The sequence below is a fragment of the Vibrio sp. V38_P2S17PM301 genome (assembly GCF_009904845.1).
Classification (GTDB): domain Bacteria; phylum Pseudomonadota; class Gammaproteobacteria; order Enterobacterales; family Vibrionaceae; genus Vibrio; species Vibrio proteolyticus.
Map to the genome: position 1 here is coordinate 1 of NZ_WXWO01000059.1, position 13,264 is coordinate 13,264.

Sequence of the window (13,264 nt, forward strand, 5' to 3'; positions counted from 1 at the left end):
GCTTCTAACTTCTTAATGAAGTGATATTTAATTTAGGTGTAAAAAACTTAAAATTATAAATGTAAAGTCGGTATAATTAATTGATTTCATGTCAAATATACAGCGCTATAGTTTACTCATATCTCTCAATTACGACGTACTTAAAGTAACAAATTGACATAAACCATTCGAAGTTCAAAAAGTGACCTTCCAGCAACCCGTTTACATTCGCCGATTCCCGCATCAACAATAAAATGTTAACATTGTCACATCTGAACAGCGGTGGCTGTGAGCCAAAGCGCATGATGTTTTTTGGCGTTCTCCACTTGCATAACCATTAAATATAAAGGCAATAGTTTCAAATGGTTAATAACACAATTCAATGGTTTCCGGGCCATATGCACAAAGCACGTAAAGAGATTGAAGAGGCCATCCCTCAGGTTGACGTCATCATTGAAGTGCTGGACGCCCGAATCCCTTTCAGCAGCGAAAACCCAATGATTTCGCAGCTTCGTGGCGACAAGCCCGTGGTAAAGGTACTCAATAAACGTGATCTGGCGGATCCTGAGCTGACTCAGCTTTGGATTGACCACTTTGAACAAGAAAAAAATGTCAAAGCAATGGCCATCACAACGTCGAACACTCAAGAAGTGCATAAGATTATGGAACTGTGCCGTAAGCTTGCACCACACCGTGAAGAAATCGGAAAAAATATTCGCACTATGATCATGGGTATTCCGAATGTCGGCAAATCGACCATTATCAATACCCTGGCAGGCAGAACCGTGGCCCAAACGGGCAACCAACCCGCAGTGACCCGTCGCCAGCAACGCATTAATCTGCAAAACGGTATCGTCTTGTCTGATACTCCTGGAATCTTGTGGCCAAAAGTAGAGAATCCTCACAGTGGGTTCCGTCTTGCTGCCACGGGCGCCGTCAAAGATACGGCGATGGAATACGACGAAGTGGCGTTCTACACCGTAGAATATCTCGCTGAAGCCTATCCAGACCGTCTTAAAGAACGCTACCAGATTGAAGAACTGCCAGAATCCGATATTGAGTTAATGGAAGAGATTGGTCGCCGCCGTGGTGCTCTGCGTTCGGGTGGGCGTGTTGATTTGCACAAAGCTTCCGAAATTCTGCTGCACGAGCTTCGCTCCGGGACCTTAGGGCAAATCACACTGGAGCGCCCGGAAATGATCACGCAAGAATTGATTGAAGTGGAAATTGAAGCAGCGCGTCGGGCAGAAGAAAAAGCCAAACAAAAAGAAGAGCGTCGTAAGCGTTACCTGAAAAACAAACGCTGATAACAGACGACGGTCAATTTAAAAAGAAAATCCCCTGGCTTGTTACAGGGGATTTTTAGTTAAACCTCATTGTTACCCGTAATGAGGTGGTTTGGATTTATCCGTATGTCTTTTCTCCGAAGATCCGGTAAGCGGCGCTTCAGAATGGTCATCATGAGCCGGAGAAGCGTCTTCACGCATTGCTTTTTGAAAAGCACGCAATGCATAACCCGCATCTTCTCCGATACTGCGGAGTTTCTTTGTCCCGAAAACAAGTGCGATAATGCAGCCAAGAATCAACAGTTTTCCCAAACTAATTCCACCCATCTTATCCCCTCCTGCAGACTACATGACAGACCTGTCGTGCTAAATCAGGCTCTTCCCTTCCGTTAACCGAAGTGACTTTATCCCACTAAAAGACCACACCAGCTCACTTTCGTTCTTAACCTGAATTGAGTGTACGAAGTTGTCTGTATGCATGTTGCAAGCATTACCCGACAAGATGTAAAGATTGTATAAAGACCCAATACTGGGAATAAAAAAGCCCGGCGTACCGGGCTATCTGTCATCCACTGTTTTCGACCAATCGATATCCTACCCCGGTCTCGGTAATAATATGTCGTGGCTGAGCCGGGTTGTCCTCTATCTTATGACGTAACTGAGCGACGTGAATACGAACGTAATGGTGGTGCTCGACATAATTACTGCCCCAAACCTCTTTGAGAATTTGCTTATGAGTCAACACCTTGCCCATATTTTTTGCCAACAGCTTCAATATGTTGTATTCGGTTTTGGTCAGTTTTAAGGCGTCACCTTGTTTACTGACTTGTTGTAGAGCCAGATCCAAAACAATGTCACCAAATTCGATGGAAGCCGGCGCCTGTTGATCAGTAGATTTACTCATGCGAATCGCCACCCGAATACGGGCCATCAACTCTTCACTGCCAAAAGGCTTTGTCAGATAATCATTCGCGCCTGCATCCAATGCCTGAACTTTGTCCGCTTCTTTTTCGCGCGCGGAAATCACAATAATGGGTGTCTCTGTCCAGCTTCTTAACTCGCGCGTTAATGTAATGCCGTCCATATCAGGCAAGCCTAAATCCAGCAAAATCAAATGTGGATTCCAGTTTGCTACCGCATGTAGCCCTTGTTCGGCAGTGTCTACAATTTTGACCTGATAGTCATAACCGGCAATCAAAACATTTAAAAAACGTTGGATTGGCTTTTCATCTTCAATAATCAGTATCTTGATTTCACTGTTCATACAGTTCTCTCAAATCATAAAGTTTGCAGGGAATCGTGACACAAAAACAGCTGCCACCCCCTTCGCGATTGTTTGCAGTAATTTCGCCATGATGAGCTTGTACAATCACCTGACAAATCGCCAATCCCAGGCCGGTACCGTCCACAGCAGAGTTTTCCAGACGATAAAAACGTTCGAATATCTTGGTCAATTGCTCCTCAGGAATACCACTGCCCTGATCCGATACTGACAACACAAACTGTCCATCACGGTAATCCGTTCTGATCTCGATCTCGCTTTGATCAGGGCTGTATTTTGCTGCATTTTCAATTAGATTCGACACAACTTGTTCAAACAACAAGCTATCGAGTTCGACCAACATCGGTTCACTGATCAGCCGCACCTTATGATGTTTTACGCGGGCAGACAAGCGCTGCAGCGCACTGCCAATCACTTCCTCAGGTTCTACCCATTCTCGTTTCGGTACCAGAGCACCAGCGCTGTAACGGGTAATATCCAATAACTTCGTCAGGCTCCGGTTCAGACGCTCACCTTGTTCTGCAATGGAAATAAGCAACTCCTCGCGCACCGGATCAGCCAGCTTCACGCTACTGTCTCGCAAAGTCGTTGCCGCACCGATAATGGTGCCAAGTGGTGTTTTTAGATCATGCGATACCGATGCTAGCAACGTTGTGCGCATACTTTCCATACGACTGGTTGCTTCCACCTCGGCCAGCGCCTGAGTGGCTTGAGAACGAGTCAGAGACAGGCTAAGCAGTGAAATGACCCAGGGATCAACGGTGAGCTCTTTGTCCACATCGACCAGCAATACACCTATTGTTTCGTTGCTGTCGTTTAGCCAGTACGCGTTCATTCCTGGCGGCGTTTTACGCTCTTTAAGCCAACCTATCACATTGGGCGACGCGTTCTCATTCGAGCCAGTAAGCAGGTGCCAGCTCGGTTCAGCCAGATAAATTTGGCTCTCCAGCGATTGTTCTTTGCGCAAAAACTGAATGGTAGCCTGAGCAATTTGTTGGCTGGTTTGCAAAGCGGACAGATGGCGAGCGAGCTGATAATTGGTTTTGTGCCGATGTTGCAGCCGTTTGTTTTTGTCTATTTGCTTGCGCTGAGACTGTGTTATATTGCTGGCGAATATCCCACTAAAAGCCATGACCGCAAAGGTAATGATGTGCTGCGCATTCTGAAACCGGAACGAACTGTAATCGGGCAGAATGAAGTAGTGAAACGACACGATACCGACAATCGTCATCAGGTACGTATTTCTCGGCTTCAGCAATGATGCGCTTAAAATGTTGAGTAACAGAAACAACATCGCGACATCGGTTTCAATCATTTCTCTGCGGTACAGCACTCCCACGAACGTCACCAGTCCATACAAAGTTGCCATTGCGACAACCTTATGCACTTCTTGAATGTTCGCCACTTTTAGCGTCTTAATCATACCTGTTTCTCGTCGGTTCAAACAACTGACCAAGCAGGCATCATACAACTTTCCTGTTAAGTCGCAATGGTTGCGACGCAATATAAGGTTTATTGATTTATGAACTGGATTACAGACGCCAATACCGCCGTAGCACAAATAGCTTATCAACTGAGTGAGGTGATCGCCGTGTATCCCATCACGCCCAGTACCAGTATGGCGGAATGTTGCGAAAGCTGGTCTTCACAACAGAAAGCGAATGCGCTTGGTACCGTACCTACCGTGATTGAAATGCAATCTGAAGGCGGATCGATTGCGGTGGTGCACGGCAGTGCGATGTGTGGCGCCCTGTCGACCACATTCACCTCCTCTCAAGGATTGCTATTGATGATCCCGACGTTGTACAAGCTGGTGGGTGAACTCACACCTTGTGTCATACACGTCGCAGCCCGAAGCCTGGCCACGCATGCATTATCGATCTTCTGTGACCATTCGGATGTAATGGCAGTAAGACAAACGGGGGTTGCGATGCTGGTCGCCAGCAACGGACAAGAGGCACAAGACATGGCACTTGTCGCTTATCTGGCTTCTTTGAGATGTCGGTTGCCGTTTATTCATTTTTTTGATGGTTTCATTACTTCACACTCGCTGAGCAATGTCACGCCGGTTCCAGGCACAGAGCTTCGCGACTTGCTCCCTGAAGAAGATCTTCTGGCGTTCCGCCACCGTGCTCTGACGCCGGATCGGCCTACGCTACGCGGTGCTACTGCCGGACCAGACAGTTATTTTCAGTGTCGGGAGGCACAAAACAGCTATCACTGGCGCACACCGGAGATCGTGGAAGAGATTCTCAACGAGTTTGCCCATCACACTTGTCGCCAGTACCACGTCGTAGAATACAGTGGTCACCCTCAGGCAACCCGAGTAGTGGTCGCGATGGGGTCATCGGTTGAAACACTTCAGGCATTTGTTGAACAGCAAAGTCGCCATAGCGAACAGATTGGGGTCATAAACATTCGGCTTTACCGTCCGTTTCCGACCGAAGCCTTTTTGCAAGCATTGCCGTCAAGCGTCCAGCGCATCGCCGTTTTGGATCGAACCAAAGAACCAGGCAGCAGTGGTGAGCCGCTCTATCTCGATGTGTTGCAAGCAGTTAGTCAGTCAGGGAACTCCGCGCAACTGTGCCGAGGGAGATATGGGTTATCCGGGAAAGCTTTTTATCCGGAGGATGCTCAGGCGATCTTTGAGATGCTGAACTTGCCAGACGAGTATCTGAAACACGAATTTACTATTGGTATTCTTGATGATATTACTCAGTTGAGTTTACCGTCAGTGACTCCACGATTTTTGTCTTCCTCGTTAGACAGCACTGCCATTGTTTATGGCTACGGTGGGGATGGCAGCATTAGCGCCTGCAAAAATGCAATCACCACACTCGGTGAGCACTTTTCCTGGCAAGTAAACGCCCAGTTTGATTACGATTCGAAAAAATCCGGCAACATCACCACCACCTATTTACGCTTATCACCAGAATTGATTCGTGCTCCATATCCGCTAAGACAATCCGCTTTGCTTTCTGTGGCGCACATGAAACTGCTGGTTGAACGCGACATCGCCGCGCAACTGATGCCCAAAGGCACGCTGCTGCTGAATACTCCGTTAACAGGCGCAGCTCTGTGGAATGCTTTACCAATTGGACTGCAATGCAAAATTCAGTCGGATCAGATTAAAGTGATGACGATTGACGCCGACCGCATTGCTGCTGAACACGAGCTGAAAGACAAACCCAGCATCGTCATGCAGGTTGCGCTGATCATGTTGCTGGGCAAGGGTCAATGGCAACCACTGGTCGATAAGCTCAAAAGCGAATCTCAGGTTCGTCTGGCAGGGAAAAAACCGTCGGTGATAGACAATAATCTGCGTTGCATTGATGCCAGCGTCAAAGCGCTGAATGTATCCCCGTTTGAGGCTCAAAGTCAGCCTGCACCGGATTCAGCCGCCATGCCGCTGAGCATTAGCGTAACCTCGTTGACAGGACAGTTGCTGGCAGGCAAAGGGGATCGCATTCCAGTATCGCAATACCCGGCCGATGGTGTCTGGCCAACCAACACCGCAAGATTGGAAAAAAGGAACCTAGCTGATGAACTGCCTGTTTGGTCTCCGGATCTTTGTACGCAATGTGGCTATTGCGTTGCAATTTGCCCTCATACTGCCATCAGAGCAAAGATCGTCACCGCCGAACACAATAGCGATACGTTGAAGCCACTAAAAAGCATGCCTTACCGATCACGACAACATGCTGGTTCTCAATATACCTTACAGGTCTCACCCGACGACTGCACTGGCTGTCAGTTGTGTGCTCAGGTCTGCCCGGCTTCTGCGCGGAACACCCCAGAGAACAAAGCTTTGATGATGGTTGCCAAATCGGACTGTTACGAGTTAGAGCAACGCCAGTTTCAGCAGTTTGAGAAACTGCCTTCCGAATCGGTCCACCTGCAAGAAAGGATCGACGTTAAGACATTGCAGACCGTACAGCCCTATTTTGAATACCCCAATGCCTGCTCAGGATGTGGCGAAACAGCCTATATTCGCATTCTGACCCAGCTATACGGCGACCGCCTCTATATCGCCAATGCCACAGGTTGCTCTTCGATATTCGGCGGTAACTTACCGACCACACCCTACAGTCAGGATCAAGACCAACGTGGACCGGCTTGGGCCAACAGCCTATTTGAAGACAATGCCGAGTTTGGCCTTGGAATGAAGTTGGCTGTGCAGCAACTCACGCAACGTGCGACTCACCTGCTCAGTCAGGAACTGCCAGATCATCAGTACAGCATACAATCAGAGCAGATTCAGGAGAAACGTCAGCAAATCGAAACGCTTAAGTCCCAGCTCTGTCACGACACAATCAAACATGACGAACTGAAACTGCTGAGTAACTATCTGGTTGAAAAACAGGTCTGGCTGGTTGGCGGCGACGGCTGGGCTTATGACATTGGCTTTGGCGGACTGGATCACGTACTGCGCAGCGGGGAAAACATCAATATACTGGTGCTCGATACCCAGTGCTATGCCAATACCGGGGGACAAAAGTCGAAATCTACCCCTGAGGGTAAAACCGCCAAGTTGTGCTCACAACCTAATACGCAAAGTGCCAAAGATCTGATCTCGATGTACCAACAGGTACCGGGTATCTTTGTTGCCCGAATAGCGCTAGGGGCCAATATGAACCAAACCATTAAAGCATTGAAAGCGGCGGGCGAACACACAGGCCCCTCGCTCGTGGTGGCCTATTCACCATGCATTGAACATGGTTACGATTTGGCTCACAGCGCCGACGTTACACGGTCACTGGTAAAAGGCGGAGGTTGGGATTTACTGGCTAATGTGACCTAAGAGCCGACACTCGCGAAATAATACAAGGCCCGTAAGGGCCTTTTATTACAGTTCTCGATACACCCCCATTTCTATCAACCGGTCAGATGGGATCCGAAGACGCTCAGAGGTACGAAGGGCATGTTTGCTCATCAGAATAAACAAACTCACTTTCACATTGTGCCAAACGCCGCCACCTTTAGATTTGATCCGCTCTGACGACATCAAAAAGACCGTTTCCTGGGGATGTAAGTAAAGATCTTTCAGTGCACATGAATGGATCACCTGCTCGATATCGGGAGATTCCTGATAACCGACCCTGATTAGCACCTGCCAGAAACTGTCAGACAACTGTGTAATTTCTGCTCGCTTGCACGGATGCACTTGTGGGATCGATTCATATTGAAACGTTAAGATTACATTGCGTTCATGCAACGTTTTGTTGTACTTGAGGTTGTGTAGCAATGAACGAGGGACATGATGAGTCTCTCGTGACAAATACACGGCCGTTCCGGGAGCACGACGAATAGATTCACCATCCAGTGACGATGAGAGTGCCACCAGCGACAATTCGCTTTTCTCGGTTAAAATCAATTTGCTCCGTTGTTGTTGCCAAATATACATTACCGTAAACAATCCCCCACCGATCACCATCGGTAACCAGCCGCCATGGGTAAATTTCGTTAAGGTTGCGGAGAGCAATACAAGATCCAACGAAATAAATACACAGCCAAACGCCACGACTCGATACAGTGACCACTGCCATCCATAGTACGCTACCACCAGAGTCAACAAGGATGAGATCAACATGATCGCCGTCACTGCGATCCCATAAGCCGCCGCCAGATTCGCCGAGGATTGAAAGCGAACCATCACAAACAAGACCACGATACACAATAGCGTATTGGCAAAGGGCACGTAAATCTGGCCCTGTGACCGTACAGACGTGTGTTCAATTTTCAATGCAGGCAGATAACCATAATTCATCGCCTGGCGCGTCAGAGAAAAAATCCCAGAAATGACCGCTTGAGACGCAATGATGGCAGCCAGTGTCGCCAGCGTGATTAACGGCCATAGCCACTGCTTGGAAACCAGGTTGTAAAACGGCTGATTTCCGAACTCCGGCGATGACAAGAGGTAGGCGCCCTGACCAAAGTAGTTCAGCAGCAACGCTGGCATAACCAAAGCGAACCATGCCTTTCGGATCGGCTTGATCCCAAAGTGACCCATATCAGCATACAATGCTTCCACTCCGGTTATTGATAGCACAACCAGGCCTAGTGTCGTCAAACCAGTGCGGCTGTGAGATAAAATAAAGTCAACCGCGTAACTCGGATTCAGTGCATGAAGGATTGCAGGATACTGACCAATGGCCTTCACACCCAATAACGCCAGAGTCATAAACCAGAGCAACATAATCGGCGCAAAAGCACGGCCAATTCGTTCCGTCCCATACGATTGCACAGCAAACAGGCAGACAATAATCACAATAGCAACGGGCATGATGTAAGGCGCCAGATCCGCTTCGACAACCGCAATGCCCTCAACGGCTGACAATACCGATACTGCGGGAGTGATCACCGCTTCACCAAAGAAAAAGCCACTCGCTAACAAGCCAAGTAGCAGTACAGCATAGCTTAGCTTCGCAGGCGCATGTCGTTGAGCGATGGCGCACAACGTTAAAATCCCACCCTCCCCGTTCTGTGATGCCCGAGTCACCACCAACAGATATTTCAATGAAACGATGAGCACGAACGCCCAAAATACCAAAGACAACACGCCAAACACATTGTCTGGTGTCACCGCTATCGGATGGGAACCAAAAAAGACTTCTTTCACTGCATAGAGCGGGCTGGTACCAATATCACCATAAACAATACCGATCGCCAGTACAGCCAGCGGCACTTTATTTTGTTGATTGTATTTCATGAACCCTAACGTGTGGTAACACGTTCCTTACCGAAAAATATCCGGCCATGGTAGTCCGATGAATACAAAGAAAATGAATAGAAAGAAACGAAGTGTGTAAAGAGGATATAAAGATTGGAAGAAAATAACCATGTCATAGTAACAGGCAGTGAGCCACCCGACGCGACTCACCAGCCATTCCCATTCGCTCTAACGCTGAATTCCGGCGAGTTTGAGCAAGATATTTTCCAGTTGTTCCCATGGCATTAGCTGTGAATCAATAACTTCAAGACGGGATTCAAATCCTTCCAAAGACAATGCATTCACCGACACGACCTGGTTTGCAACATTAAAGGCGTAGCACCCCTTATCCGTGTTCACCACCGCTTTAACACGTTCTGCCGTTAGTGCACTCAACATCGAAAACAATTCGTCAAAATCAAACTGATATTCAGCGCCAAACAACCAGCCACAGCTAAAATAGCCCTGACCTTTATTTTCCTTTCTAACGAATGTCTGGCCTGGTGGGAGTTCAAACTGAGGCTCCATTTGCGCATGATGGTGATGATGAGCCTCTACCTTGGCGGAAGCGCCTTCACGTACTCGTTCGATGTCCAGCAGTTCGAGAGGGAGTTGCCCTTGCTTAACCAACTGGCTAAAAACTTTTGGCGGAGCCTGATCAGTCACCCAATCATTGAACACATCGATATCATGGGTGTCACACTGATCCACTTTATTCCCTATTACGATATCGGCACTATCCAGCTGATCATTGAAGTTCTGGTTTGAGGTATACTTTTTATCACTGAGATTACGCGGATCAACCAGCGCAATGGTTGCTTTCAGATCAACATAATCTTCGTACTGCGCAGAAGTAAGCGTCGCAACCACCTGCTTCGGATGACCCAACCCAGTTGGTTCAATCAACAGACGGTCTGGTTTCTGACGCAGCAATGCATTGATACCGACACTCATCGGCACACCTGCCGTGCAGCACATGCAACCACCAGGCACTTCTTTTATCATCGCGCCCTGATCAGTCATCATCGCTCCGTCAATACCAACCTCACCAAATTCGTTAACCAGAACGGCCCAATTTTGATCCTGTGGTTTGTTCTTTAATAGTTCCAGTATAGCGGTGGTTTTACCGACGCCAAGAAAGCCGGTGATGATATTGGTGGGTACTTTTACGGTCATGTTACGCTCCTTAACTAACGCCCTGAGTATAACGGAAATAAGCCGCAGCAAGCAGCTCATTATTACACGGGGTCAGTAAAATTCAGCGCAAACGAAAAGGCGCACATCATGGTGCGCCTTGTCCTCGTGACTCAATCGTGAGTTTGCGGATTGGGAAGTCTGTTGGTGCGACCCAATCAAGATACGAGGCTATGGAAATGAGTTTTTTGAATCCATCCAAATTTTAGGTAAGGCTATTGTATCCTCCCTGCGAGTCGGTTCAGATGCCTTACAAATTAACTATGGTTCAAAACCAGAAAAGTGCAAGCTGAGAATGTGATCCATGCATCATTTTGTATGCTTAAAATATCCATTTGAAGAATACTTGTTCACCATATATGCAAATCAATATTCCATCTTTACAACTATAGTTACCTGATGACAGGCGTATAATTTCAAGCACGTCGTTTCTGCCCCATCCCATTTCGAGGTTTTTCCTTTTATGACCAAAAGAGAGAAGTTAAAACATTCCCTGTTAGCGCATGTTCCTAAAGATGCCATCAATCAATTTCTCTCAAAAGATAAAACGCCAGTTTCCGTTCTTCTCATGGCATTACTGGTCGGTATTTTGGCCGGTGTGGTCGGCACTTACTTCGAAATCGCGGTTCACTTTGTCTCAGAAACCCGCACTCAATGGTTGAAGAGTGAAATTGGCAGCGTCCTTCCTCTATGGCTTGCGGCATTTTTAATTTCCGCCACTCTGGCATTTATTGGTTACTATCTGGTCCACCGTTTTGCTCCAGAAGCCGCAGGTTCCGGTATTCCTGAAATAGAAGGGGCAATGGATGGCATGCGCCCGGTACGTTGGTGGCGCGTTTTACCGGTGAAGTTTTTTGGCGGCATGGGCGCGTTAGGCTCAGGGATGGTGCTGGGAAGAGAAGGTCCGACAGTACAGATGGGCGGTGCCATCGGTCGTATGGTCACCGACCTTTTCCGGATTAAAAACGACGACACACGACATTCGTTACTGGCATCCGGGGCCGCAGGAGGCCTGGCGGCCGCATTTAACGCGCCACTGGCCGGCATCATGTTCGTAGTTGAAGAGATGCGTCCGCAATTCCGCTACTCATTGATCTCTATCCGCGCGGTAATCATTTCCGCGGTTGCAGCCAATATTGTTTTTCGCTACATCAATGGCCAGGATGCCGTGATCACGATGCCTCAGTATCATGCGCCAGAACTGCCCGCACTATGGTTGTTTCTGTTGCTGGGCGCCCTCTTTGGTGTATTTGGTGTCATCTTTAACCGCTTGGTGACCTTCTCTCAGGATATGTTTATCCGTGTCCACAAGAATGACCGCAAACGCTACCTGCTGACAGGTTCACTAATTGGTGGTTGTTTCGGGCTGATGTTGCTCTACATGCCCGAGCTCACTGGAGGCGGTATCGACCTCATCCCAAATATCACCAATGGAGGATATGGCGCTGGATTGCTGTTGCTGTTGTTTTTAGGCCGAATCATTACCACTATGATTTGTTTTAGCTCAGGCGCACCCGGCGGTGTATTTGCCCCAATGCTGGCACTTGGCACTTTGTTTGGCTACGCATTCGGCCTTATCGCCAGTACACTGTTACCTGAGCTGAACATTCAGCCAGGGATGTTTGCCATTGCGGGCATGGGTGCCCTGTTTGCAGCGACCGTGCGTGCGCCCATCACTGGAATTTTGCTGGTTATTGAAATGACCAACAACTATTACCTGATTCTACCGCTCATCATTACCAGTCTCGGCGCCGTCATTTTTGCCCAGATGCTGGGCGGACAGCCGATTTATAGCCAGTTACTTCACCGAACTCTGAAAAATGAGAAGTTGCGACAGGAGGATGTCCCAACCGAAGCTCAAGGGTGATTGCCAGTTATATCATTCACTTGGTATTATTCGCGCCACACTGTCTGAAAGGAATTGGGCAGTGCTTTTCGAAGTATAAGTTCTTAATGGAGTTGTAATTGAACTGGCGCAGACTGATCCGTGTACAAAATGTTCCCCCTTCTCAGGCAGCCCTTGCACTGGGTATGATAGGTCTTGGTCAGGCCTGGTCACTCTATGTACCTGAAGTGGGTACACTGATACGCCCTTATCTTGCTGCGCTTGGTGCCCTGCTCCTGATCCCAGTCTTACTCAAATACTTTACCAGTTATCAGACTTTTCTCGCAGATATTCGTCATCCACTGAGCGGAAGCTTAATGGCGCCAATGAGTATGGCTATCCTGATTTTGTGTGATTATCTGGCGGTGATTTCACCGGCGATTGCTTACCCGATCTGGTTTGCCGCGCTTCTTCTGCATTTCACCATGATGCTGCTGTTTTTCAGTTTTCAGTTACTCAACTTCAAAATGGCGAATATCGTCCCCAGTTGGTTTCTATATCCAGTCGGCCTGATCAGCAGCTCGCTGGCTGGTAACCAGTTCGAGCACACGGTATTCTCCGAAACGCTCGTTCAAACCTGTATCACTATTTACTTCTTTATGTTGCCAGTGGTTCTGTATCGCCTGGTATTTCTCGGCATGCTTCCCAGACGCGCCCGCCCTACCTTAGCGATCATGGCGGCCCCCATTAACCTGACTTTAGCGACTTACTTGGTAAACTTTCCTGAACCGGACCCGATTCTAACGGGCGCTTTGGCTGGGATAGCGATTACCATGACGTTGTTAATCTACCTATGCTACTTCAGGTTGCTTAAGCTCAAGTTTCAACCCTCCATTGCTGCCGTCACCTTTCCGTCCGTGATCAGCGCCGTGGCAATGTTCCGACTCACTACGTTCTTTCAAGAATACCACCCACAATGGCATTGGATG

General features: G+C 48.2%; 9 protein-coding genes. 4 read left to right on the plus strand and 5 right to left on the minus strand.

Going from position 1 to position 13,264, the window contains the following annotated elements:
* Window positions 1-341: 341 nt before the first annotated feature.
* Window positions 342-1,286, plus strand: coding sequence for a ribosome biogenesis GTPase YlqF (gene ylqF / locus CAG64_RS13950; RefSeq protein WP_021705178.1), 945 nt, complete (start codon window positions 342-344; stop codon window positions 1,284-1,286).
* 72 nt (window positions 1,287-1,358) lie between these two features.
* Here ylqF and tatA read toward each other — a convergent pair whose 3' ends face one another.
* From tatA to CAG64_RS13965, 3 genes are all read right to left on the minus strand, one after another.
* Entirely contained in the window at window positions 1,359-1,592 is a 234-nt protein-coding gene (gene tatA / locus CAG64_RS13955) for a twin-arginine translocase TatA/TatE family subunit (RefSeq protein ID WP_161447571.1), read from the minus strand.
* Between the two features lie 238 nt (window positions 1,593-1,830).
* Complete coding sequence (locus CAG64_RS13960) at window positions 1,831-2,529, minus strand: response regulator (protein ID WP_161447573.1); 699 nt, start codon at window positions 2,527-2,529, stop codon at window positions 1,831-1,833.
* Complete coding sequence (locus tag CAG64_RS13965; RefSeq protein WP_161447575.1) at window positions 2,519-3,970, minus strand: sensor histidine kinase; 1,452 nt, start codon at window positions 3,968-3,970, stop codon at window positions 2,519-2,521. The genes CAG64_RS13960 and CAG64_RS13965 overlap by 11 nt, the downstream gene beginning before the upstream one ends.
* A gap of 99 nt (window positions 3,971-4,069) precedes the next feature.
* On the opposite strand from CAG64_RS13965, the gene nifJ reads away from it, so the two are divergent.
* Window positions 4,070-7,348, plus strand: coding sequence for a pyruvate:ferredoxin (flavodoxin) oxidoreductase (nifJ, locus tag CAG64_RS13970; RefSeq protein WP_161447578.1), 3,279 nt, complete (start codon window positions 4,070-4,072; stop codon window positions 7,346-7,348).
* Between the two features lie 45 nt (window positions 7,349-7,393).
* On the opposite strand, the gene CAG64_RS13975 is transcribed toward nifJ, so the two are convergent.
* The gene (locus CAG64_RS13975) at window positions 7,394-9,256 is read right to left on the minus strand and encodes a potassium transporter Kup (RefSeq protein ID WP_161447579.1); all 1,863 of its coding nucleotides are present in this window, start codon (window positions 9,254-9,256) and stop codon (window positions 7,394-7,396) included.
* A gap of 189 nt (window positions 9,257-9,445) precedes the next feature.
* The gene (locus CAG64_RS13980) at window positions 9,446-10,432 is read right to left on the minus strand and encodes a CobW family GTP-binding protein (protein ID WP_161447581.1); all 987 of its coding nucleotides are present in this window, start codon (window positions 10,430-10,432) and stop codon (window positions 9,446-9,448) included.
* A 481-nt stretch (window positions 10,433-10,913) separates the two neighbouring features.
* Here CAG64_RS13980 and clcA point away from each other — a divergent pair, with 481 nt between their 5' ends.
* A complete protein-coding gene (clcA, locus tag CAG64_RS13985; RefSeq protein ID WP_021705171.1) occupies window positions 10,914-12,317 on the plus strand; it encodes a H(+)/Cl(-) exchange transporter ClcA in 1,404 nt (467 codons plus the stop codon).
* A gap of 98 nt (window positions 12,318-12,415) precedes the next feature.
* A partial coding sequence (locus tag CAG64_RS13990) for a TDT family transporter (RefSeq protein ID WP_161489324.1) occupies window positions 12,416-13,264 on the plus strand: 849 nt, incomplete at its 3' end.

Excerpts from the sequence above, each read along its gene's own strand:
- ylqF (WP_021705178.1), top strand. The coding sequence starts at position 342 with ATGGTTAATAACACAATTCAATGGTTTCCGGGCCATATGCACAAAGCA.
- tatA (WP_161447571.1), bottom strand. The coding sequence starts at position 1,592 with ATGGGTGGAATTAGTTTGGGAAAACTGTTGATTCTTGGCTGCATTATC.
- CAG64_RS13960 (WP_161447573.1), bottom strand. The coding sequence starts at position 2,529 with ATGAACAGTGAAATCAAGATACTGATTATTGAAGATGAAAAGCCAATC.
- CAG64_RS13965 (WP_161447575.1), bottom strand. The coding sequence starts at position 3,970 with ATGATTAAGACGCTAAAAGTGGCGAACATTCAAGAAGTGCATAAGGTT.
- nifJ (WP_161447578.1), top strand. The coding sequence starts at position 4,070 with ATGAACTGGATTACAGACGCCAATACCGCCGTAGCACAAATAGCTTAT.
- CAG64_RS13975 (WP_161447579.1), bottom strand. The coding sequence starts at position 9,256 with ATGAAATACAATCAACAAAATAAAGTGCCGCTGGCTGTACTGGCGATC.
- CAG64_RS13980 (WP_161447581.1), bottom strand. The coding sequence starts at position 10,432 with ATGACCGTAAAAGTACCCACCAATATCATCACCGGCTTTCTTGGCGTC.
- clcA (WP_021705171.1), top strand. The coding sequence starts at position 10,914 with ATGACCAAAAGAGAGAAGTTAAAACATTCCCTGTTAGCGCATGTTCCT.